Source organism: Dactylosporangium sp. NPDC050588 (assembly GCF_040654975.1).
Lineage (GTDB): Bacteria > Actinomycetota > Actinomycetes > Mycobacteriales > Micromonosporaceae > Dactylosporangium > Dactylosporangium maewongense.
The window spans coordinates 76,950-99,971 of sequence record NZ_JBFAJA010000052.1; the positions used below are offsets into that span (position 1 = coordinate 76,950).

Below are 23,022 nucleotides of genomic sequence, written 5' to 3' on the forward strand. Positions count from 1 at the left end.
CCCGGCGAGAAGTTTGCCGGGGCTGTTCGCATATGGGGTCTCGCGCCGCAGCCGGATGGCGATTAGGGTTCCTGGGGTACAGCGACCGGAATCGATCAGGACGGCGGTTGGGTGAGCGGGACGGCTGACGAGGTCCTCGGTAACAGGTACCGGCTGATCGCGCCGGTCGGGACCGGGGGCATGGCGGTCGTCTGGCGGGCCCAGGACCTCGTGCTCGACCGCGACGTGGCGATCAAGCTGCTCGCCGAGGAGCTCGCCAACAAACCCGGCAACCGGGAGCGCATCCGGGCCGAGGCGCAGGTCGTCGCCCGCCTCCAGCACCCCAACATCACCGCCGTGCACGACTACGGCGAGGCCGGTGACCCCGCCGCGGGCCGGCACGGCCGCCGCCCGTACGTCGTCATGGAGCTCCTCGAGGGCGAGCTGCTGTCCAACCGGCTGCGCGGCGGGCCGATGTCGTGGCGCCGCGCCACCCAGATCTGCGCCCAGGTCGCCGCGGGGCTCGCCGCCGCGCACGAGCGCCACGTCGTGCACCGTGACATCAAACCCAGCAACATCATGCTCACCGCCGCCGGCGCGAAGATCCTCGACTTCGGCGTCGCCGGGCTCACCGGCTCGTTCGACCCCGACGACGAGGACGGCACCGTCTTCGGTACACCCGCCTATCTCGCGCCGGAGCGACTCCTCGGCGGCGGCGTCATCCCCGCGACCGACGTCTACACCGTCGGCCTGCTCGTCTACCGGTGCCTCACCGACCGGCTGCCGTGGCACGCGGACACGCCGACGCAGATGATCGCCAACCACGTGTACGAGCCGCCGCACCCGCTGCCGGACATCCCCGGCCTGCCGGTCGGCATCGCCCAGCTCGTCGGGCAGTGCCTCGCCAAGGACCCCGACACGCGGCCACCCGCGGCGTACGTCGCCAGCACCCTCGCCGCCGCCACCGGCATCCACGTCGTCCTACCCGGGGAGGACGGCTCCTCCACGCAGGAGGTCCACGCCCCCGTGACCCCGGCCCCGCGGCACTGGAAGGCGCCCGAGCCGACCTTCGGCCGGGAGGTGACGGTCCCGCGCAACCGCCGCGCCGCCCAGCGCCGCAGCCGCCGCGCCCTCGCCGGGTCGGTGATCGCCGTGGTCCTCGCCGTCGGCGCCGGCGTGCTCGCCATCTGGAAGCCGTGGGCGCCCCGGCCCGCGTGCAGCGTCGACTACGCCAGCCGGCCCGAGCCGGCCGAGAACGTCGACAAGGGCTTCGCCGCCCGGATCACCATCGCCAACTCAGGCAACCGGGCCACCAACCCGTGGCGGCTGTCCTTCCTGCTCCCCGGCGGGCAGGAGATCACGCAGATCAGCGGCGGCCTCGCCAACTGGGAGCGGGTCGGCGGCGGGGTGCGGGTCAACGGCGCCTACGCCATCCCGCCCGGCAAGGCGCTCACCATCGGCATGAGCGGCGCCGGCGGGGTCATGCCGATGCCGACCAACTTCACCGTCAACGACGTCGCCTGCGACCCCCGCTACGCGGACCTGCGGCGCGGCGCGAGCCTGCCGCCGATCAGGGACCTCGTCCCCGCGCCGGAGGACGGCAGCCGGCCGGCCGCCACCGCCCCGCCGCAGGGCCCCCCGGACGGCGGGCCGCCCGGCGGGTTCGACGGCGACCGGCCACCGCCCCCGCCGCCGGGCGAGGACGACTTCGGCGGCGGCGGTCCGCGCCCGTCCGGGCAGCCGACCGGCAGCCGCCCCGCGAGCGCCGCGACGTCGGCGCCGCCCCGGTACGTGCCCGGCCGCGCCTGACCTCTGCGGCGCCGGCGCCTTCGGGTTACGTTCGGAGGCGTGCGGTTCCCTGGTCCTGTCGGGTTCGTCTTCGGCGGCGGCGGCGTGCTCGGCGCGGTCGAGGTCGGCATGGCCCGGGCGCTGCTGCACGCCGGGATCCGCCCCGACCTCGTCGTCGGCACCTCCATCGGCGCGTTCAACGGCGCCGCCGTCGCCGCCGCCCCGGACGAGCGCGTCGCCGACCGCCTCACCGAGCTGTGGGTGTCGCCGGAGGCCCGCACCGTCTACGGCGACTCGCTGCCCCGCCAGCTGGGCCGCTTCGCCCGCCGGACCCACCTGCACTCGCCGGCGCCGCTGCGCCGGCTGCTGACCCGCGAGCTCGGCGCCGACACCACCTTCGACGACCTGCCGGTGCCCTTCCAGTGCTGCGCCGCCAGCATCGAACGCGCCGCCGAGCACTGGTTCGACAAGGGGCCCCTCGTCGAGGCGGTCCTGGCGAGCTCCGCCGTGCCCGGGCTGCTGCCGCCCGTCCACCTCGGGGACGAGCACTTCATCGACGGCGGGATCGTCAACTCCGTGCCGGTCGGCCGCGCCGTCACCCTGGGGGCCCGCACCGTGTTCGTCATGCAGGTCGGCCGGATCGAACGGCCGCTGCGCCCGCCGCGCCGGCCGTGGGAGGTCGCGCAGGTCGCGTTCGAGGTCGCCCGCCGGCACCGCTTCGCCCGCGAGGTGGCCGAGGCGCCGCCCGGCGTCACCGTCCACGTCCTGCCCACCGGCGGCGGCTCCGCACGCGACGACTCACCGCTGTCCTACCGCAACATGACCCTGGCCCGGGCCCGGATCGACCGCGCGTACGAGGCGACGCGCGCGTACCTGTCGTCATGATGCCGCCCCGCTGGCTGCGCCGCGTCGTCCTGGCCCCGGTGTTCCTCACGGCCATCGTCGCGGTCCTGGCCACGATGCCGGTGTGGCTGCTGGTCGCGGCGCTGGCCGCACCGTTCGGGTCCGGACGGCTGCGCGCGCTGCGGGTCACCTGGATGCTCGCCGTCTACCTGCTGCTGGAGGCCGTCGCGCTGGTCGTCCTGTTCGGGCTCTGGGTCGGCAGCGGGTTCGGCTGGAAGCTGCGCGGCCCGCGGTTCCAACGGATGCATTACGTCCTCACCGGGCGGTTCCTGCACGTGTTGTACGACCAGGCGCGCTGGGCGCTCGGCGTCAAGGTCGCGGTGGTCGGCACCGACCCGGACGTGGCGGCACCGGGCCGGCCGGAGCTCGTCTTCTGCCGGCACGCCGGCCCGGGCGACTCGTTCCTGCTCATCCACGCGCTGGTGAACTGGTTCGACCGGGAGCCGCGCATCGTCCTCAAGCACACCCTGCAGTGGGATCCCGTCATCGACGTCATGCTCAACCGGCTGCCCAACCTGTTCCTCACCGACGGCGGCGGCGACCCGTCGCACGTCGCCCGGCTCGCCACCGGCCTCGACGACAACGACGCCCTCGTCCTCTTCCCCGAGGGCGGCAACTTCACCCCGACCCGCCGCGAACGCGCCATCCAGCGCCTGCGCGACCTCGGCCTGCACGCGATGGCCGAGCGTGCCGCCCGCCTCCGGCACGTCCTCGCACCCCGGCCCGGCGGGACCCTCGCCGCCCTCGACGCCGCACCTGAGGCGGGGGTCATCTGGGTCGCGCACACCGGCCTCGACAGGCTGCTCACCGTCGGCGACGTGTGGCGGCACCTGCCCCTGGACCTGACCATCACCATGCGCTGGTGGTCCGTCGACGCCGCCGAGGTGCCGGCCGGTGACGAGCAGCGGGTCGCCTGGCTGTACGAGTGGTGGGCCCGCATCGACACCTGGATCGACCGGCACAACTGACCAGCCTTCCCCGGTGCCTTCCCGGGGGCTCGTGCGGTCACGGGGCGGCGCTCGTGGAGAATGGCCCGATGCGATTCGGCTTGCTGGGCACGGGACACTGGGCTGCGAAGACACAGGCGGTGGCCCTGGCGGCGCATCCTGACGCCACGCTCGCCGGCGTCTGGGGCCGCTCCCCGTCGAAGGCCGCCGCGCTCGCCGAGCCGTTCGGGGCCAAGGCGTATGACGACGTCGACGCCCTCCTGGACGACGTCGACGCGGTCGCGGTCGCGCTCCCGCCCGAGATCCAGGCGAGCCTCGCCGCCCGGGCCGCCCGCGCCGGCAAGCACCTCCTGCTCGACAAGCCGCTCGCGCTGACCGTCGAGTCCGCCGCCGCCGTCGTCGAGGCCGCCGACGCGACCGGGGTCGCGTCCGTCGTGTTCTTCACCAACCGCTTCATCCCCGCGGTCGACACGTTCCTGCGCGACAACGCCGCGCTCGGCGGCTGGTACGCCGCGCACGCCACCATGTACGCCTCGATCTTCCAGCCCGGCAACCCGTATGCGGGCTCGACCTGGCGCAAGGAGCACGGCGGGCTCTGGGACCTCGGCCCGCACGCCCTCTCGGTGATCCTGCCGCTGCTCGGCCCCGTCGTCGACCTCAGCGCCGCCGACGGGCCCCACGACACCGTCCACCTCCTGCTCCGGCACGACAGCGGCGCCGCGAGCACCCTGTCGCTGACCCTGGACGCGGCTCCCGACGCCACGTCGTTCGGGTTCTCGTACTTCGGCGAGCACGGCGCCCTGACGCTGCCCGCGTGGGGCGCCGACACCCCCGTCGACGCCTTCGGGCACGCGGTCACGGCTCTGATCGCCGCGGCCGCGCGGACGCCGCACCCGTGCGACGTCCGTTACGCGGCGCTCATCACCGGGATTCTGAGCGCGGCGGACCAGGCCCGCCGCACCCAGACGATCGTCACCGTCTGACGTTCCACCCGGTTTCAGCCGCTTCTGCGCCGGTTTCAGCGCATCCGGTTTCAGCTCATCCGGGCGGGTCTCAGCCCCTCCGGGCGGGTTCAGCGCATCCGGGTCACCGCGTCGCGGATGCGTCGCACGTCGCGGATGCGTCGCTCGTACGTCGTCGCGAGGGCCACCAGGACCAGCCCGGCCACGGCGAGCGGGGCCCACCGGGGGAGCAGGTCCCAGTACACGGCGACCTCGTGCAACGCGACGACCGTCAGCACCAGTCCGCCGGTGACGGCCGGCGCCTGGAGCCGCCGCACCGCCCCCACGACGACCACGACCAGCGCCCCGGTCCCGAGCAGCAGCCGCCGCACGGGTTCCCCCTCGACCACCAGCACCGACGCGAGGCTCGGCCCGAACGCCGCGAGCAACGCCGGCCCGAACGCCACCCAGCTCCCGACCGGCCGCTGTCCTGCCACCGCCCGCTTCCGCGCCGCGTACCAGCCGACGCCCGCCGCGACCGCGCCCGCCGGCAGCGTGTACGCCTCCAGCAGCGCCACCTCGTTCGAGGCCAGCACCAACCAGTACGCGACCAGCTGCGCCGCCCCGGCCACCCCCGCGAACGCGACCCTGGGGCCGCCGGCGAGCGCCCGCAGCCCGAGGGCGAGCCCCCAGAGGCTGCTGATCCCGGCCATCGCGGCGAGGTCTCCGCTGGTGAGCAGGAACGCCACCACCGCCGTGGCGTGCGCGACCACCTCCAGCACGAGCCCCTCCCCGGCCCGCGCGTTCCGCCCCTGACCGTCCCGGATCTGCCCGACGCCGCCCTGGGTCCAGCCGCCCCGCGCCGCTCCTGCCGCTGCGCCTGCGCCTGCCGGTGCCGCTTGCGCGGCTTCCGTCTGCGCGGCGCCCGTGGGCATGGCGGCTGCGGCTGCTCCTGCCGCCGCTGCTTCCGGCTGCGCGATCCCTGCCTGCGTGGCCCCTTCGTACGTAACCCCTGCCTGTGTGGCTCCTGCCTGCGTGGGCCCTGAGGGCGGGGCCCATGCGTGCGTGGCCTCGGCCTGCGCGGCTCCCTGCGAGGCGGCCGTCGGTGAGACGCCGTAGTGCCCGGGGACGACCTGTGCGGCGCCGCCCTGCACGCCGGTTGCGGCCGGGCGCAGCCGGCGGACGACCACCGAGGCCGCGAGGACGGCGGCGGCCGCGAGCAGGACCCAGTAGCCGGCCCATCGCAACGGCAGCTCCGCCGCGCGGGCCGAGGCGAACGCCAGCCAGCCGGCGCTGACCGCACCGACCAGCCAGCCGGCCGTCCTGGCCGCCGCGGTCCGCCCCGCCACGCCGACGACCGCGCCCGTCACCAGGACCGCCGCCAGAGCGGCAAGGGTGGCCGGTCTCGTCGCGAGACACCCGGCGAACCCGGCCCCGGCCGTGAACCAGCACGTGAACGCCCCCACGTTCACCCGCATCGCCCGCGCACCGGGCCTGACCAGCGCCGCGGCGAGCGCCGTGCCGAGCCCGCCCGCGAGCGTCACCGCGGGCACCACCGGCCACGGCGCCTCGGCGGCCAGGCACCCCAGGACAACGGCCATGGTGAGCGGCGCCCCCGCGAGCGTCCACACGGCCGTCCGGGTCCGCCGGGCGACGAGGACCGCCAGCACCGCCACCAGCCCGAGTGCCGCCGCGGCAGGCCCCGGCCCGAACGCCTGCGCCTCCCCGGCCCACCAACGCCCGCCCGGATCCAGCCCCACGCCGCCGGGCGCCCCCTGCCAGACGGCCCCGAGCCACCGGTACGGCCGCACCAACGTCTCGAACACCGCCGGCACCACCGCGATCAGCACGACCGCCGCAGGGACGAGCCCGGGAAGCACCGCCGTCACCAGCCATGCGCCCGCCGCTCCTCCCGCGGCAGGACCCCCGTCGCGGACCCGCCCCCACCCGGCCGCGCCGGTCGCCGCGAACCACACCGCGAGGACCACCCCGGCCGCGAACACCCCGAACGGCAACCGCCCCCCATCGGCCACCGACAACCCGACCGCGGCCAGCGTCACCCCCAGCCCCCCGAGCGCGACCCCGAGCACCCCCGCCCAGCCGAGTCCCCCCGACCCGTCCCACGCCACCCCGGCCGTCCCCTGCACCGCACCGATCCCACCCCGCACCGCACCGATCCCACCCTGCGCCGCACCGATCCCGCCGTACGCCGGACCGACCCCGCCGTGCTGCACCCCGGGCGTCCCCTGCGCCGCACCGATTCCGCCGTACGCCGGACCGACCCCGCCGTGCTGCACCCCGGGCGTCCCCTGCGCCGCACCGATTCCGCCGTACGCCGGACCGACCCCGCCGTGCTGCGCCTCGGACGTCCCCTGCGCCGCACCGATTCCGCCGAACGGGGCCTCGGGCGCGCCCTGAACTGCGCCGAGCCCGCTCTGCGCTGCCCCGACCTCGCCCTGCGCCGTGCTGATCCCGCTCTGTGCCGTGCTGATCCCGCTCTGCGCCGAGCCGGCCACGCCGTGCGGTGCTACGGGCGTGCCCTGCGGTGTGCCCATTCCGTTCCGGGTCCGGGCGAACCTGCCCAGGGCCACGGTGGCCAGGACCGTCGCCAGTGCCAGGCCGCCCGCCGCGCCGAACATCGGCGCCGGCACCGACCACGCCTCACCGTTGGTGGCGAGCCGGACCGCGGCGGCCACGAGCAGCGGCAACCCCGCCAGCCCGATGGTGATCCCCGGCGCCGCGAACCTGGCCGACCCGCTCCGCGCTGCGAAGACCGCGCAGATCACCGTCAACCCGGCCATGGTGAGCAGCGTCGCCAGGGGTGTGTCCAGCCCGACGAGGACCGCGTGCGCCGCCACCACCGGCAGCGCCGTCGCCGCCCACCACCCGGCCGGAATCGCCATCCGCGCCCGGTCGGCGACGGGCGGCGGCTCCTGCAAGGGTGTTGCGGGCGACGGGGTGGCGAGTCCGACCACAGGCGCAGGCGTGGGCATGGTCGACCAGCGCAAGGCGGTGACCGTGAGGGCCGCCAGGACCGCGAAGTCGAGCACGGACACCACCGGCAGCGGGGCGTCGAACGTGCCCGGGACGGCCAACGCGAGCAGCACCAGCGTCGGCCAGACCACCAGGCGGGACCGGGTCAGGACGAAGACGGCCGCGGCGACGGGCACCAGGGCGGCCGCCACCTGCCAGGAGAAGATCCGTGCCAGGGTGGACGCCGGGCCGTGCCAGGCGGGCAGGGCCGCGTCGACGGCCGAGCCGGCGGCGAACAGGGCGGCGTAGGCGTAGGGGACCGCGGTCGTGCCGGCGACGACGTACGCGCCGATCCGGGCGCCCGCGCGGACCCGGGCGGGCAGCACGGTCGCGGCGAGCGCGAGCAGCACCGGCACGCACGCGAATGCGATGGCCCGATGGTCCGGCAGCACCTCCGCGAGGATCCGCACCGCGACGAGCGCGACGATGCCGACCGCCACCGCGGTGCCGACGTGCGCGGTGGTCCGGTGGGCGAGGCCGGCGGCCACGATGACCGCGGCCAGGGCGAGCATCGCCCCGCCGGCGCCGAGCGCGCCGGTCACGCCGTCCACGGTGGACAGTGCGAGCAGTCCCAGCGGCGCGGCGGTCACGACCGCGATCCCGGCGCCGACCCAGGCGGCCTTCTCCACCGTCCGGGCGAGCAGCACGTCGAGCGCCGCCACCGCGACGAACGTGAGCGTCCAGCCCGTCGCCTCGAAGGACCGGCCGGCCGCCAGCAGCGGCAGCACCGGCTGCACCGCGAGGAGGGCCGCGAAGCGGGGACCCCGCAAGCCGGTTGCGAGCGCGTACCCGCCGGCGACGACGGCGGTCACCCCGAAGACCAGTCCCGTGTACGTGCTCGGCCGGGTCGTGTCGGCGAGCCCGGCGAGGTTGACGTACCAGGCGGCGTAGCCGTCCAGCAGCACGAGCAGCAGCCCCAGCGCGGCGAACGTCTCGGCCGTGGACCGTAGCCCCCGCGCCAGCGCGAGCGGCGGCACCGCGAGGGTGACGACCGTGACCGTCGCCAGGATCGCGGCCCGGCCCAGCACCCCGAAGCTCGCCCAGGCGACGGCCGCGAACACGATCGCCGCGCTGCCGAGCAGCAGGCCACCGAGGATGAACAGCAGGTTCTGCACCGTGCGGGGGCTGGCCTCCGCCGCCGGTGCCGCGGCCGGGGGCACCGCGACCGGCCCGTGGACCGTCGGACCGCCCGGGCCCGGCACGAGCACGGGGCGGACCGGCGGCTGCGGGGGCGCGGGCGCCGGCCGTACCGACGCCGCTGCCGCTTCGGAGAGCGCCCGGCGCGCCATCTCCACCGCCTGGCTGACCCGTGCCGCAAGCATGTTGCGCTGTGCGCGCACCGCGTTCAGGCGCTGGACCGCCGCCTGGTACCTGGAGCGTGCCTCGTCGAGCTCCGCGCGGGCCGCCTCGACCTCGACGAGCAGCTCGCCGGCGCGGGCGCCCAGCCGCACCACCTCCGCGGCGTCAGGGAACGGCGGGCGACCACAGCCGGAGCAGCCGGCGTCAAGGTCGGCCTGGCCGCCGCAGAACGGGCACGGGTACGTCGTCATGGTGATCAGGATGACGCCGCAAGGTGGTTGCGGGTATCCGGTGCCCTACTCATCCCCGTCTGAGTAACAGGATCTTCCTGTCCGGTGCGTGACGGGGCATGCTGGCTGGATGCGGTTGCTCACCGAGGCTGAGTACAAGGCGACGATGGAGCCCGAGCCGAGGCAGATCGGCCCGGACGACGAGCCGCCCTTCGACTTCTGGCCCTACTTCGACGCGATCCCCGAGGAGGACCTGGGCGGGCACGACTTCAGCGAAGGAAGCGTCAACTACGCGTGGCAGATGCCCAACGGCGGTCTGCAGCACGTCCTGGTGAACTGTGAGACCCCGAACGTTTTTCTGGTCCTGGTCCTCGACCTGCGCACGCAGACCGTCCTCGGCCACTACCTGCTGGACATCTACGGCGTGTGACGCTACTCGTCCAGCCCCCGCTCGATCGCGTACCGCACGAGGTCGACGCGACTGTGCAACTGCAACTTGCCGAGGGTGTTCTGCACGTGGTTCTGCACCGTGCGGTGCGAGAGCACGAGTCGTTCGGCGATCTCCTTGTACGTGACGCCCTTCGCCACGAGGCGCAACACCTCGGTCTCACGCTCGGTCAGCCGCGGCGCGTCCGGGTCCTCGGCCCGCGTCACGCTGGCCAACCGCCGGAACTCGCCGAGCACCAGCCCCGCCAGCCCCGGCGTGAACACGGCGTCACCCTCAGCGGTCCGGCGCACCGCCGCGAGGAACTCCTCCCGCGCCGCGGATTTCACCAGGTATCCGGTGGCGCCGGCCTTGACGGCGTCGAGCACGTCCTGCTGCTCGCCGCTCGCCGACAGCATCAGGATCCGCACCTCGGGACACGAGGCGAGCAGCCCCTGGATGACCTCCATCCCGGACAGGTCGGGCAGCTGCAGGTCGAGCACCACGACGTCGGGCCGCACCGACCCCGCGATCCGGATCGCCTGCGCCCCTTCCCCGACCGCGGCGACGACCTCGTACCCCGCCTCGGCCAGATCCCGGGCGACACCCTCGCGCCACATCGGATGGTCATCCACCACCATGACCCGAAGCCGTCCCGCAGCGTCCACACGAGCACCCTATCGGCCCGCCACCGAACCAACTGCCCGCTCCCTGCCACCCAGGACCGCCACAATCATCCGGGTTCATGGAGACCACCGATCCACCCGTCAGCAGCGGCACCAGCGAGGTGGCAATAGCAGAGGTGGCATTCAGTGAGGCAGACACTGACAATGATCCGCGCAGGGTCGCGGATACGGCCGCGAGTGGACTGGACGGCACCCGGACGGCCGGCCTGCTCGGCAGCGTGAGTTCGGCGCTGCCCTGTTGTTTCCGGTGCGGACTCTGGACGGGCTGCGGACTTGGAAGTCGCCAGATAGACGGCGAACAGCGGGGCGTGCTCAAGAGGCGGGTGGGGTCAGGTTCGGGTGAGCGTCAGCGCGGGGGCGTGGAGCTCGATCGTGGTGCCGGCGGTGGGGCTGCCGGTGACGATGGTGGTGCTGCCGAGGTTGCGGATGCCGCTGCCGATGGACTGGGTGGTGTCCACGCGGCCGGCCTGCTCGGCGGTGTGAGTTCGGCGCTGCGTCTGTTGTTGCGGTGCGGACGTTGGACTGGCTGTGGGCTTGGGGTCGCCAGGGAAACCGCGAACCAGCGTGCGACTCAGACGCAGCGCGTTCGGAGGCGGGAGCGTTCTGGCAGACGCGGGGTTGGCGTCAGCGGGGGACTTGGAGCTCGATCTCGGTGCCGGTGGTGGGGCTGCTGGTGACGATGGTGGTGCCGCCCAGGTCGCGGATGCGGCCGCGGATGGACTGGGCGACGCCCAGGCGGCCGGCCTCCTCGGCCTCGGCGAGGCGGCCGTCGGGGATGCCGGGGCCGTTGTCGCGGATGGTGATGGTCACGGTGTCGTCGAGCTCCTCGACCAGCAGCCAGGCCTTGGCGGCCGGGCCGGCGTGGAGGTGGACGTTGTCGACGGCCGCTGCGACGGCCGCGGCCACCTCGGCGGCGACCGGGGCGGGGAGGAGGACCTCGGTGGCGGGGGTGGCGACGCTGACGCCCGTCGCGTTGTGACGGTCGAGCAGGGTGCGCAGGTCGACCAGGTCGTGCCCGGTGTCGTCCCAGCCGGGCAGGCCACGGGAGCCGGCGGCACGGGACGCGGCGGTCCGTGACGCCCGCCGGCGCCAGCTCAGGAACCCAGCGGCGCCGCGGGTGGCGCTCGCCCCCGACCTGCCGGAACCGCCGGCTGCCCGCGCACCGCCCGCAGCGGCGGGAACCGCGGTGGCGCCGGAGCTTGCGGCGGCCGCAGAGGGCGGGTGGGCGTCGGTGCCATGGGGCGCCTGGAGGGCCGGGGCACCAGCGCCGCGGGTGGCGCGCGCCCCTGACCTGCCAGAACCGTCGGCTGCCTGCGCGCCGCCCGAAGCGGTGGCGTCGGAACCAGCAGCGGCCGCGGAAGGCGGGTCGGCGTCGGCGCGGGAGCTGGCGGGCTGTGACGTCCGCCGGCGCCAGGCCAGGAAGCCCGGGGCGCCGCGGGTGGCGCTCGCCCCTGACCTGCCGGACCCGTCGGCTGCCCGCGCGCCGCCCGGAGCCGTGGACACCGCGGCGGTCGCAGGGGGAGGGGTGGCCCGGAGGGGTGGAGGACCGGCGGCGGAGACCGAGGCGGCGCGGGACAGGCGGAACGGGCGGCGGCCGGATGCAGGTGTGGAGCGGCCGGTGGAGTGCTGGAGGGGACCGCTGGACGTGACCAAGGCGCGGAGCGTGGCCTCCTGCTCGCCGGCGAGGCGGCCCAGCTCGGCGGCCTCGCCGCCCAGCTCGGCGCCGCGGCGCTGGAGGAGGGCGAGGACCTGCAGGACGGAGTCGTGGATGCCGCGGGCGAGGCGCTCCCGCTCGCGGGTCGCGGCCTCGAGCTCGGTCGCGCGCTGCAGGCGGGCCTCGGCGTCGATCGCGAGGCGCGCGATGTGGCCGATGCCGACGCCGGCCAGCAGCATGAGGACGGGGCCGTTGACGGTGGCCTGGGAGAAGCCGTCGCGGACGACGACGTCGGCGACGCTCATCAGCAGGGCGGCGATCGCGCCGCGGCGGCGGCCGCCGGAGATGGCCCAGGCGACGACCGGGCTCGCCACCCACGCCATCGGCAGGGTGGGGGCGCCGACGCCGAGGCCGTCGGGCTGGACGATCCAGCGGGTGGAGAGCAGGCAGCAGGCGGTGACGGCCAGGTCGGCGGTGAGCAGCGGCCAGCCGCGGCGCTCGGGGCGCGCATAGGCGAGGCTGCTCACCACCGTCCAGGCGGCCATGACGGACAGGACCAGCCAGCCGCCGAGGGGCCAGTAGTAGTGCCGGAAGTTGCCGATCATCAGCACCGCCGCATAACCGAGCGCGGCGATGCGGAAGACCAGCAGCGCCCGCCACAACGGTCCCTCGAGGGCCTTCACGGCGGGGTCAGACCCAGCGGACCGGCGGCAGGCCGGCCTCGACGAGCGCGGCGTCGGTCTGGCTGAAGGGCTTCGAGCCCAGGAAACCGGCGGGGTTCATCGGGCTGGGGTGGCCGGCCTCGATGACCTTGTGCTGGGGGTTGGTGACGAGGACGGCCTTCTTGCGGGCATAGCCGCCCCAGAGGACGAACACGACCCGGCGGGGCATCGAGTTGAGCGCGGCGATCGCGGCGTCGGTGAAGTGCTCCCAGCCCTTGTTGGCGTGGGAGGCGGCCTTGCCGGCGCGGACGGTGAGCACCGCGTTGAGCAGCAGGACGCCGTCGCTCGCCCAGCCGGTGAGGTCACCGTTGGTGGGCGGGGTGACGCCGAGGTCGTCGCGGAGCTCCTTGTAGACGTTGCGCAGCGACGGGGGGATCGACACGCCGGGGCGCACCGAGAAGCTGAGCCCGTGAGCCTGGCCCTCCTTGAAGTAGGGGTCCTGGCCGAGGATCAGCACCCGCGCGGCCTCCGGGGAGCAGAGCCGGAAGGCGGTGAAGAGGTCGGGCAGCGGGGGATAGACGGGGCCGGCCGCATACTCCGCCTCCACGAACGCTTCGAGCTTGTGCACGATCTCGAGATCCAGGTGCGGCTTCATCAGGTCCCGCCAGCCGGCGGGGAGCAGCTCGAGCAAATCCAACGACATGCACCGCACTCTACGAAAGAGGTACGACATTTTGGAGCTGGGCAAAGTGTTGCCAATTCCGACATATCCCCGCGTTCCCGTGCGGAACCCGGGAGACTGGAAGCGTGGCGCACGTAGGACCGGTCGGACATGGCGGCGAACCGTTGACAGTGCTCTGGGCATGGCGACAGGCCCAGCTGGAGCAGGCCGCCCAGGATCGGGCGGCATCACCGCGGCCCAGGCGTCACCAAGATCAGCCAAAGGACAGTCTTGCACAGGACGCGCCGGCGGAAGGGCCGAAACCCGGCGATCTGGGCTATCTCGCGCAGCTCCAGCAGCGGCTGCGTGAGAGCGTGCGCGACGTGCGGTCGGTCGTCGCGCGGCTCGCCGAGGTGCCCCAGGAGCGGCGCACGGTCCTGCACAGCGCGATCGCGGCGGACCAGGCCGCGGCCGATCGCGGCTTCGTGTGGCTGCTGGACCACTTCGACCAGCCCAGCGCCGTGGTGCCGCAGCTCGCGCAGCTGGCCCCGGCGCTCGACGCGCTGATGGGGCCGCACAGCCGCCAGCTGGACCTGTTCGAGGCGGCGCTGGTCGAGGCGGTGCAGACCGACGACCCGGACACGCTGCGGGAGGCCTGGCGGTTCGTCGTCGGCTGGTTGCGCCAGGCCAAGGCGATGCAGCAGGAGGACACCCCGTTCTGGACGGCCACCGTGGTCGCCCACGACCAGCGCCGCGACGACGTGGCGGTGCTGCGCCTGGCGACCGACCTGCCGTACCCGGCCCGGGCGGGGCAGCGCGCCGTCATCGAGCACCCGATGGTGCCGGGCGCGTGGCGGCCCTGCTGGATCTCCGCCCCGCCGGCCGACGGCAACCGGCTCGAGCTGCACGTGCAGGCGACTCCCGGCGACGACGCCACCGGCGCGCTCGTGCACGGCACGCGGGTCGGCGACGCGGTCCGCCTGCACCGGGCCGAGGGGGAGTTCGTCATCGAGCAGCACGGCCGGGCGATCCTGATCGTCGCCGAGGACGTGCACGTCGCCCCGGTGAAGGGGCTGCTGGACGAGCTGGCGGCCCGCCAGGACGACCGGGTCATCCACCTGTTCTGGGGGGTTTCGACCCGCGACGACCTGTACGACCTGGAGTCGCTGCGCGAGCACGCCGCGGCCTGCGCCCACGCCACCGTGCACCCGGTGGTGGCGAGGGGGCCGGCGCACCCGTACCTCAGCGGATCCCTGCCGCAGGTGGTGGTGGACTTCGCCGAGTGGACGTCGCACGACGTCTACCTGTGCGGCTCGCCGCTCGCGGTCGGGGTCATGCGCAACATGCTGGTGGAGCGGTCGGTGCCGGCCGGCCGGATCCACGCCGTCACCCTGGACCAGCTCGCCACGACACCATCGTCGCGGTGATCACGGTGTTGCCGGAGTAGGTGCTCGTCGCCCGGTCGAACGTGCCCCCGCAGGTGATCAGCCGCAGCTGGGGACGGGTGGCCGGGCCGTAGACCAGGCCGGCGGGGAACTCGTGCTTGGAGTACAGCCGCACGCCGTCGACGGCGAACGTGACCGACGAGCCGTCGCGCCGTGCCACGACGATCGTGTCGCCGGGTTTGAGCAGGCCGAGCCGGAAGAACACCGCGGGCCCGCTGCCGGCGGTGTCGACGTGCCCGACGATGACGGAGTTGCCGTTCTCGCCGGGCGTCGGTCCCCGCTCGTACCAGCCGACCTTCGTCGCCTCGCGCAGGGAGGGCGGGATGAGTGTGCCGTCGCGGTCGACGTCGACCCGCTCGACCGGAGCCTCGACGGAGATCGCCCCGATGCGCAGCCTGACCGGGGTGGACGCGGCCACGGCGGCGCCCGCGATCCCGGCGTAGCCCGAACCGGAGGCCGCCACGACGGGTGGTGGCGGGCCCGCGCCGTAGCCGGCGCCGACGAGTGAGACACCCGCGACGGCCAGGGTGATGACGGCCACGGCGGTGCCGCCGCGCCAGGTGCCGTTGGACCTGACGAGCAGGTGCCGGGGCCGGTGCCGGTGCCTCACACCGTGCGGCGTCGCAGGAACAGCGCCCCGGCGGCACCGACCAGCAGCAGTCCGCCGCCGACCGCCATCAGCGAGCGGTTGGGGCCCCGCGCGGTCGACCCGCCGCCGGTCGGCACCCCGCCGGTGGGCGTCACGATCAGCTTGACCACTGAAGAGCTGCCGTCCCCGCAGTCGATGCTGACGTTGAACGTGCCGGCGGAGATCGACACGGGGATGTCGACGGCGACGGAGAACGAACCGGGTGTCTTGCTCGCCTCCATCGGGATGCGGGCCGCCAGGCCGAGCACGGTGCCGGCGACGTCGGCGGACTTCACGCCGTCGGGGCAGACCGTGCTGAAGGTGACGCTCCCGCCCGGTTTCACCGTGTCCGGGGTGACCGAGCCGGCGCCTTCGGCCGACGCGACGCCGGGAAGGGCGAGCGCGGCCGTCGTGCCGGCGATCACGCCGCCGGACAGCAGGATTCTTCGCATGCTCCCATTGGCCATCAAAGCGGGGTGACCGCCGAACACCCAGGCCGGAGGAACTCGCTGAGAAGTGCGTCCGCGACGGCTGTGGGAAGATTGGTCAAGAGGTTGACGAGTGGGAACTGTCGCACGTGAGCGCCCCGCCTCACCGTGGGGCCGGTGCATCTGGAATCCTGCGCGTCGGCGCCATAAGCGCCGGTCGCGGGCAATGGCGGCCGCGGCCATGAGCCGGACTGCGGGACGAGACGGGAACGACGCGCATGAGTGAGTACAAGATCACATACCCGGACGGCGAGCTCGACCTGCCGGCCCGCAAGGCGACGGAAGGGCCCGAGGGTCTCGAGATCTCCAAACTGCTCAAGGACACCGGTCAGGTCACGCTCGACACCGGGTTCGTCAACACCGCCTCGTGCGTATCGTCGATCACCTACATCGACGGCGACGAGGGCATCCTGCGCTACCGGGGTTATCCGATCGAGCAGCTCGCCGAGCGCTCGACCTTCCTGGAGAGCTCCTACCTGCTCATTCACGGCGAGCTGCCGACGCCGGCCCAGCTGGAGGAGTTCACCGGCCGCATCCAGCACCACACGCTGCTGCACGAGGAGATGCGCCGCTTCTTCGACGGGTTCCCGCGCGACGCGCACCCGATGGCGGTGCTGTCCTCCGCGGTGAGCGCGCTGTCGACGTTCTACCAGGACAGCCTCAACCCGTTCGACCCGGAGCAGGTCGAGATCTCGACGATCCGCCTGATGGCGAAGGTCCCGACCATCGCGTCGTACGCCTACAAGAAGGCGATCGGCCAGCCGATGCTGTACCCGGACAACTCCCTGGGTTATGTCGAGAACTTCCTGCGGATGACGTTCGGCGTCCCCGCGACGCCGTACGAGATCGACCCGGTCGCGGTCAAGGTCCTCGACATGCTCCTGCTGCTGCACGCCGACCACGAGCAGAACTGCTCGACGTCCACGGTCCGGCTCGTCGGCTCCAGCCAGGCCAACCTCTTCGCCTCCGTCTCCGCCGGCGTCAACGCGCTCTTCGGCCCGCTGCACGGCGGTGCCAACCAGGCCGTCCTGGAGATGCTCCAGCAGATCCACAACGACGGCGGCGACATCGCGAGCTTCGTCAGCCGGGTCAAGGACAAGAAGGACTCCAGCACCCGCCTGATGGGGTTCGGTCACCGTGTGTACAAGAACTACGACCCGCGGGCCGCGCTGGTGAAGAAGGCCGCGCAGGAGATCCTCGGCCGGATGGCGAAGCCCGACCCGCTGCTGGACCTGGCGATGCAGCTCGAGGAGATCGCGCTCTCCGACGAGTACTTCGTCTCCCGCAAGCTGTACCCGAACGTCGACTTCTACACGGGCCTCATCTACAAGGCGATGGGCTTCCCGACCACCATGTTCACCGTCCTGTTCGCGCTCGGCCGGCTCCCCGGCTGGATCGCCCAGTGGCGCGAGATGATCAACGACCCGGAGACCAAGATCGGCCGCCCGCGCCAGGTCTACATCGGTTACGGCGCCCGGGATTACACGCCGATTGCTGGTCGGTAAAGACCCGCAGCGCCGACCGGTTCTTGCTCGTTTGTACCTTGACGGAGATCGACCCCGGCTGTCTCATACATGAGGTCCATCTGGGGTCGTTGTCCGTTTTCGACAGGGGAGACCGGTTTCATGAGCGCGCCAACGTTGTCGCCGCTACTCACCGCGGCAGTGCAGGACCGTACGTCCGGAGCGACCGGCGTGGCCCGGCAGGTCCTCGACGGCCTCGCCGAGTTCGTCCACGACCCGGTCACGCTGCGTGCGGTCGTGGCGCCCCTGCCGGGCCTGCTGCCCGGGTACGCGTCGATGTGGCACATCGCCCGCGCCGCGAACGCTGACGACCCCGGACCGGCGCTGCGGGCGATCCGCGAGCAGCTCGACCGCGACGTCGAGGCGAGCGTCGCCACCGCGACGCGCCTGCTGCACCAGCGCGGCGGCTGGGCCCGCACCGCCCCCAGCAGCGCCCTCGTGAAGGCCGTCGCGGCGCAGCTGCCCGCCGGCACCGTCGACGCGCCCGGCACCGAAGGGCTGCTGCCGGTGACCGGCATCGCCGGTGCCGACGCGATCAGCCCCACCCGGGTGCTCAACATCAAGGGCACCCTGGCGCTCGCGCAGAGCATCCCCACGATCGTGGTGACCACGTCGCTGAAGCTGGCGCCGGAGCGGGTCTTCGACGGGCTCGGCTCGCCGCTGTTCGAGCGGATCCCGCTGTCCGCCTTCTGGGCCGTCGTGCTCGACGGCGAACTGCTCACGCCGGCCGAGGCCGGCCGCCGCGCCGCGGCACTCCGCTGAGGAATCGGCTGATGCTGTGGGATTGTGTGCGGTTGCGTGCGGCCGGACGCTCTACATAGGACAGTTCCGCGGAAGGCGGGAAGACGGCACGGTTTGGGGCTGTGCAGTGGCTCACGTTGGGAGTACATTGCGTTGCATCCCAAGGACGCCGGGGCCGCCGCTTCCCCCGTGGCGGCGGCCCCGGTCTTGAAGTAGGACGCTGACGCGTTTCGATGCACACCGACGCGGAGACCACATCGGCATGGTGACCGTCTCCCGCCCCCGCGCCACGGCCCCCGCCCACGCCGCCGCGCCGTCCCCACGCACCGTCTGGCTCATCGGCGGGATGATCCTGCTCGCGATCCTGGTGCTGGCCGCGGTCACCGTCTTCATCTGGCGGGTCCAGCATCCCCGGGGCGGCGGCGCGCCGCACACCGTCACCGCGCCCGTCGCCGGCCGCGACCCGGCGACCCTGGACCTGCTCAGCGGGGCCACCGCGGTCACGGTCACCGTCGCGGACCTCGGCGACACGCTGTTGCGGGTGAGCACGCCCGGCGACGGCCGGACGGTCCCGAGCGTGACCACCGTCGACGGCCGCGTCGGCGTGCAGCTGCGGGACTCGGGAAACGGCAAGGCCGACAGGGGTGTCGTCAGCGTCGAGCTCAACCGTGCCGTCCGCTGGACGGTCCGGTTCACGGCCGGCGCCACGAGCAACACCGCGGACCTGCGCGGGCTGCGCGAGATCGGCGGCGTCGAATACGTGGGGGGCGTGTCGAGCATCGAGCTGACCCTGCCCGCCGCGAAGGGCGTCGTGCCCGTGCGGATGAGCGGCGGCGCCTCCACGTTCCGCGTCCACCTGCCGCAGGGCGGGCCCGTGAAGGTCGTCGCCGGCGGCGGCGCCGGCAGCGTCACGCTCGACGGCACCCGGCACGACGGCGTGGCCGGCGGCGCCGTGTTCTCCAGCGGTGACCCGGCCGCCGCCGACAGGTACGAGATCGACAACACCGCCGGCGTCTCCAGCGTCATCGTCGACCGGTACTGACGCTGACGACGGCGATCGAGGTGGACGGCGCCGCCGGTACCGACGCCGGAAAACGGAACCGGAAAGACCTAGGACGATGGAAGGATCAGGCCGGCGCCCGAGACCGGGGCGTCGACCGGAAGGTCGGGCAGCCCGAACAGCTCCGTCAGCCCGGTGACCTGCAGGAGACGGTGCACGAACGGTGACGGGCTGCGCACCTCCATCCGGCCGCCGACGTCACGGGCCTTGTTGTTGATCGCGACCAGGGTGCCGATGCCGATCGAGTCCATGAACGGGACGCGCCGCAGGTCGACGGTGAGCACCGCCGGCCGGTGGGCGTCGATCGTGTCGAGGACCACGGACCGCAGCGCGCCTACCGTCGCGGCTTCCAGAGGACCCAACACTTCCACCACAAGTACGTCTCCGGAGCGGTGTGTCCGGACCATCGCGTCGCCCATTCGAGTCGCGTACCCAGTCCCGCCAAACGGAAACTCACGGGTTGGCGGAGATCAGCAGTGGCAGGACACACACGTACGCCGCCAGCAGGACGCAAGCCTCCGGGCGGGTGATCCTGCTGCCCCGCCACAGCAGCAGCCACGCGAGGACCGCGGCGAACACCATCGCGGTGACCGCGGCGAACCCGAACGGCGCGATCGTCGAGCTGCCCGCGGCGAGACCGACGACCGCGCCGCCGATCAGGCTGTTGAAGATGTTGCTGCCCAACAGGTTGCCGACGAGGAGGTCGCCCTCGCCGCGCCGCTGCGCCTGCACCGACGTCATCAGCTCCGGCAGCGACGTGCCGAACGCGACCAGCGTGAAGCCGATGACCTGGTCGCTGACGCCCCACCGGTGCGCGAGCGTGACCGCGTTGTCGACCAGCAGCTGCGCCCCGCCGAGCGTCGCGACGAGCCCGGCGACGGTCCGCAGCGCCTCGACCCACCACCGGCGGGGCCCCGGCGACCAGAAGACCCACCAGCGGCGCGCCCGGACCGGCGACACGAACGCGGCCACGTCCTCAGGCAGCGGATCCCCGTCCTGTACCCGGGACAGCCGCACCAGCAGGGCGAGCGCGCCGACGCTGAGGACGGCGAGCAGCAGCCCGGCCACGAACTTCAGCCCGACCAGCGCGAACGCGCCGAACACCGCGACCGCGGCCGCCATCAGCGGCGCCTCCCGCACCGGCACCGACGAGCGCACCATCACCGGCGACACGACCGCGACGACACCCAGGACCAGGGTCACGTTGAGGATGTTGGAGCCGACGAGGTTGCCCAGCGCCAGGCCCGCGTTGTCGCGGACCGCGGCGGTGCCGGACACCACGAACTCGGGGGCGCTGGTGCCCAGCCCGATCACGACGACACCGACGATGACCGGCGCGACCCGCAGCAGCGTCGCGAGCCGGCTCGCGCCCACCACCGCCTGGTCGGCGCCCACGGTCAGCAGCGCCAGCCCGAGCAGGCCGAGCCCGACGACGAGCAGCGTCGACATCAGTCTCCTAGGTCCGGGTCAACGGACCGACACAGTACCTCCCCCTGTCGATCCCGCGATCCGTAACCGGTTCCGGGGGAATCCCTCCCCGCACGGCTGGCGGAATGCGCTCGTGAGCCTTATCGTTTTTATCGAGACCGGCGTCTTCCCCCGTGGATGCCGGTCTCACCATTTCTCCGGCCGGTCACGACCGGGCGTTGCCGCGCCACCGGACCAGGACCGTGGCCAGGACCGCCGCGACGATCGAAGCCCCCAGGACCGCCGCCGCGGCCGTGTCGGCGCCGCCGCCGGGCACCGACAGGCGGGCGATCAGCAGGCTCACCGTGTAGCCGACCCCGCCGAGCATCGCGACCGGCAGCACGTCACCCCAGCGGACCGACGGCGGCAGCGCGCCGAGCCCGACCCGCACCGCCAGCCACGCGCCGAGCATGATCCCGATCGGTTTGCCGATGAGCAGCCCGGCCGCGGCCCCCCGCGCGAGCGGGTCACCGATGACGTCACCGGCCGCGGCGAGCGGGATGCCCGCGGCGGCGAGCGCGAAGACCGGGACGATCACGCCGGCCGAGACGGGATGCAGCCGGTGCAGGAGCCGGTCACAGGGCGACTCGGCGTCCGCGGCGGCCGCACGGACCGGTGTCAGCAACCCGAGCAGGATGCCCGTCACGGTGGCGTGGACGCCGCCGCCCTGGACGCAGACCCACGCGCCGGCGGCGACCGGCACGACGAGCCAGGCGGGGGCGTACCGGAGGCGGTGCAGCAGCCCGTACAGCAGACACAACGCCAAACCGGCGGCCAGCCACCACACCCGGACGTCGTGCGCGAACAACACCCCGACGAGCGTGATGGCGCCCAGGTCGTCGATGACGGCGAGCGACAGCAGCAGCACGCGCACCCCGGACGGAAGGGCCGAGCCCGCGAGCGCCAGCACCCCGAGCGCGAACGCGATGTCCGTCGCGACCGGGATCGCCCACGCCCCGTCGTGCGAGGCGGCGCCGCCGGACGCGACGATCGCGACGGCCGCCGGCACGAACATCCCGCCGAGCGCCGCCACGACCGGCAGCGCCGCGGCCCGCCAGCCGGCGAGCTCCCCGACGGTCAGCTCGCGCTTGACCTCCAGCCCGGCGACGAAGAAGAAGACGGTCAGCAGCCCGTCGGTGACCCAGCCCGCCAGCGGCAGGTCCAGGTGCAGCGCGTCGAGCAGCGCCGAGGACGGCGGGCGCAGCGACCAGAACCACTCATACGTGCCGCCGGGCAGGTTGGCCCACAGCAGCGCGAGCCCGGTCGCCACGAGCAGCAGCCTGCCGCCGGTCGTCTCCAGGCGCAGGAACTCCAGCAGCATGTCCAGCCGCCGAACGGGGCGACGTGCCATCGGGGGGCCTCCTCCAGCGGGCAGACTCATCCTGTCCGCCGACCAGACTTCCCGGCACACCTGCGGCGAATGGTACCCCCATCGGCCGACGATCCACTGTGGACCGCCGCCGGGCCCTCATGTCCGTGTCGCGGCCCGCCACGTGTCCCGCGGCGTTCGGGCGTGGTTTTGCTCTCAGGTTCCCGCTCCGGCGGTCGATTGGGCCGTCGGAGAAGGGGAGCGTGGCAGTGAGCGACGAGTTGGGTGACATCGTCCAGGAGTTCCTCGTGGAGTCGCACGAGAACCTGGACCAGCTCGACCGGGACCTGGTGGCACTGGAGGCGGCGCCGGGGTCGCGCGAGCTCCTGTCGTCGATCTTCCGGACGATCCACACGATCAAGGGCACCTCGGGTTTCCTGGCGTTCAACCGTCTGGAGAAGGTGACCCACGTCGGCGAGTCGCTGTTGTCCCGCCTCAGGGACGGCGCGCAGGGCATGACCCCCTCGACGACCGACGCCCTGCTGCGGATGGTCGACACGGTCCGCGGGCTGCTGTCGGAGATCGAGGAGCACGGCCGCGAGCTCGAGGGCGACGACTCGGGCGTGATCGCCGCGGTGAACGCCTGCATCACCGACGGCTCCGCGCCCTCGACGCCCGCCCCGGCTCCTCAGGCGGCCGCTGCTGCCGATGTACCGGGGAGCGCTCCAGCGGCCGCGGTGAGCGGAGACGTCGTCGAACCCGTGACGGCCGCCCCGGCCGCCGAGGTGCTCGTGGTGCAGCCGGTCACCGTGGTGTCCATTCCACCGGCGCCGCAAGCCTCACAAGCCCCACAGGCCCCAGCCGTCCCTCCCGCGGCCGTCCCTGCCGCCGCCGAGCCGCCTGCCGCCGAGCCGCCGCCTCCGCCGGCCGCTCCCGCCGCTGCCCCCGCCGCGGCGGACCCCGCGGCCCCCACGCCCCCCGCCGCCGCGCCGACGTCCGTTGCGAAGCCGGCAGCCCCCGGTGGACCGGGCGGTGGGGAAGTCGCGGTCGAGGAGGGGGTGTCGAAGCGGAGTGTTGCGGATCAGTCGATCCGGGTGGATGTGGATCTGCTGGACAAGTTGATGAATCTGGTGGGGGAGTTGGTGTTGACCCGG

20 protein-coding genes are annotated in these 23,022 nt (G+C 73.7%); 10 read left to right on the forward strand and 10 right to left on the reverse strand.

What is annotated here, in order from left to right:
• Positions 1-111: 111 nt before the first annotated feature.
• From AB0I21_RS32520 to AB0I21_RS32535, 4 genes are all read left to right on the forward strand, one after another.
• Complete coding sequence (locus AB0I21_RS32520) at positions 112-1,788, forward strand: serine/threonine-protein kinase (RefSeq protein WP_360566901.1); 1,677 nt, start codon at positions 112-114, stop codon at positions 1,786-1,788.
• Positions 1,789-1,827: 39 nt separating this feature from the next.
• Positions 1,828-2,652: a patatin-like phospholipase family protein gene (locus AB0I21_RS32525; protein WP_360566903.1), complete on the forward strand. Its 825-nt coding sequence runs from the start codon at positions 1,828-1,830 to the stop codon at positions 2,650-2,652.
• Complete coding sequence (locus tag AB0I21_RS32530; RefSeq protein WP_360566933.1) at positions 2,652-3,638, forward strand: 1-acyl-sn-glycerol-3-phosphate acyltransferase; 987 nt, start codon at positions 2,652-2,654, stop codon at positions 3,636-3,638. Before AB0I21_RS32525 ends, AB0I21_RS32530 begins: the two co-directional genes overlap by 1 nt.
• 68 nt (positions 3,639-3,706) lie before the next feature.
• Positions 3,707-4,600, forward strand: coding sequence for a Gfo/Idh/MocA family oxidoreductase (locus AB0I21_RS32535; RefSeq protein WP_360566905.1), 894 nt, complete (start codon positions 3,707-3,709; stop codon positions 4,598-4,600).
• A gap of 89 nt (positions 4,601-4,689) precedes the next feature.
• Here the strand turns inward: AB0I21_RS32535 and AB0I21_RS32540 are convergent, their stop codons facing one another.
• Positions 4,690-9,141 carry a hypothetical protein gene (locus tag AB0I21_RS32540; RefSeq protein ID WP_360566907.1) on the reverse strand — a complete coding sequence of 1,484 codons (4,452 nt, stop codon included), beginning with the start codon at positions 9,139-9,141 and terminating at the stop codon, positions 4,690-4,692.
• Between the two features lie 109 nt (positions 9,142-9,250).
• Between AB0I21_RS32540 and AB0I21_RS32545 the strand changes: the two genes are divergently transcribed.
• Positions 9,251-9,550, forward strand: coding sequence for a hypothetical protein (locus AB0I21_RS32545; protein ID WP_360566908.1), 300 nt, complete (start codon positions 9,251-9,253; stop codon positions 9,548-9,550).
• 2 nt (positions 9,551-9,552) lie between these two features.
• Here AB0I21_RS32545 and AB0I21_RS32550 read toward each other — a convergent pair whose 3' ends face one another.
• The 4 genes from AB0I21_RS32550 to ung form a co-directional block, all read right to left on the reverse strand.
• Positions 9,553-10,185, reverse strand: coding sequence for a response regulator transcription factor (locus tag AB0I21_RS32550; protein ID WP_360566935.1), 633 nt, complete (start codon positions 10,183-10,185; stop codon positions 9,553-9,555).
• A gap of 374 nt (positions 10,186-10,559) precedes the next feature.
• Positions 10,560-10,688 (reverse strand): hypothetical protein, encoded by a 129-nt coding sequence (locus AB0I21_RS32555; RefSeq protein WP_360566910.1) that lies wholly within the window; start codon positions 10,686-10,688, stop codon positions 10,560-10,562.
• 166 nt (positions 10,689-10,854) lie between these two features.
• A complete protein-coding gene (locus AB0I21_RS32560) occupies positions 10,855-12,567 on the reverse strand; it encodes a DUF5931 domain-containing protein (RefSeq protein ID WP_360566911.1) in 1,713 nt (570 codons plus the stop codon).
• Positions 12,568-12,574: 7 nt separating this feature from the next.
• Complete coding sequence (gene ung, locus AB0I21_RS32565; RefSeq protein ID WP_354902959.1) at positions 12,575-13,249, reverse strand: uracil-DNA glycosylase; 675 nt, start codon at positions 13,247-13,249, stop codon at positions 12,575-12,577.
• A 332-nt stretch (positions 13,250-13,581) separates the two neighbouring features.
• Between ung and AB0I21_RS32570 the strand changes: the two genes are divergently transcribed.
• Positions 13,582-14,634 carry a hypothetical protein gene (locus AB0I21_RS32570; protein WP_360566913.1) on the forward strand — a complete coding sequence of 351 codons (1,053 nt, stop codon included), beginning with the start codon at positions 13,582-13,584 and terminating at the stop codon, positions 14,632-14,634.
• Here AB0I21_RS32570 and AB0I21_RS32575 read toward each other — a convergent pair.
• Positions 14,594-15,262 carry a class F sortase gene (locus AB0I21_RS32575; protein WP_360566915.1) on the reverse strand — a complete coding sequence of 223 codons (669 nt, stop codon included), beginning with the start codon at positions 15,260-15,262 and terminating at the stop codon, positions 14,594-14,596. The two genes, AB0I21_RS32570 and AB0I21_RS32575, sit on opposite strands and share 41 nt — an antisense overlap.
• Positions 15,259-15,732: a hypothetical protein gene (locus AB0I21_RS32580; protein ID WP_360566917.1), complete on the reverse strand. Its 474-nt coding sequence runs from the start codon at positions 15,730-15,732 to the stop codon at positions 15,259-15,261. Before AB0I21_RS32580 ends, AB0I21_RS32575 begins: the two co-directional genes overlap by 4 nt.
• A gap of 254 nt (positions 15,733-15,986) precedes the next feature.
• On the opposite strand from AB0I21_RS32580, the gene AB0I21_RS32585 reads away from it, so the two are divergent.
• The 3 genes from AB0I21_RS32585 to AB0I21_RS32595 all read left to right on the forward strand — a co-directional run bounded on the left by AB0I21_RS32585 (position 15,987) and on the right by AB0I21_RS32595 (position 19,074).
• Positions 15,987-17,273, forward strand: a complete 1,287-nt coding sequence (locus AB0I21_RS32585; RefSeq protein ID WP_360566919.1) for a citrate synthase — start codon at positions 15,987-15,989, stop codon at positions 17,271-17,273.
• A gap of 120 nt (positions 17,274-17,393) precedes the next feature.
• Positions 17,394-18,053 carry a hypothetical protein gene (locus AB0I21_RS32590; protein WP_344512952.1) on the forward strand — a complete coding sequence of 220 codons (660 nt, stop codon included), beginning with the start codon at positions 17,394-17,396 and terminating at the stop codon, positions 18,051-18,053.
• Between the two features lie 241 nt (positions 18,054-18,294).
• Positions 18,295-19,074 carry a hypothetical protein gene (locus AB0I21_RS32595; protein WP_360566921.1) on the forward strand — a complete coding sequence of 260 codons (780 nt, stop codon included), beginning with the start codon at positions 18,295-18,297 and terminating at the stop codon, positions 19,072-19,074.
• 68 nt (positions 19,075-19,142) lie between these two features.
• Here the strand turns inward: AB0I21_RS32595 and AB0I21_RS32600 are convergent, their stop codons facing one another.
• The 3 genes from AB0I21_RS32600 to nhaA form a co-directional block, all read right to left on the reverse strand.
• On the reverse strand, positions 19,143-19,511 hold the full coding sequence (locus AB0I21_RS32600) for an STAS domain-containing protein (RefSeq protein WP_344512956.1): 369 nt from the start codon (positions 19,509-19,511) through the stop codon (positions 19,143-19,145).
• Between the two features lie 34 nt (positions 19,512-19,545).
• Positions 19,546-20,541 (reverse strand): sodium:calcium antiporter, encoded by a 996-nt coding sequence (locus AB0I21_RS32605; RefSeq protein ID WP_360566923.1) that lies wholly within the window; start codon positions 20,539-20,541, stop codon positions 19,546-19,548.
• A 184-nt stretch (positions 20,542-20,725) separates the two neighbouring features.
• Positions 20,726-21,910: a Na+/H+ antiporter NhaA gene (nhaA, locus tag AB0I21_RS32610; protein WP_360566925.1), complete on the reverse strand. Its 1,185-nt coding sequence runs from the start codon at positions 21,908-21,910 to the stop codon at positions 20,726-20,728.
• A 227-nt stretch (positions 21,911-22,137) separates the two neighbouring features.
• Between nhaA and AB0I21_RS32615 the strand changes: the two genes are divergently transcribed.
• Positions 22,138-23,022, forward strand: an 885-nt coding sequence (locus tag AB0I21_RS32615; protein WP_360566927.1) for an Hpt domain-containing protein, incomplete at its 3' end; no start/stop codon positions are given.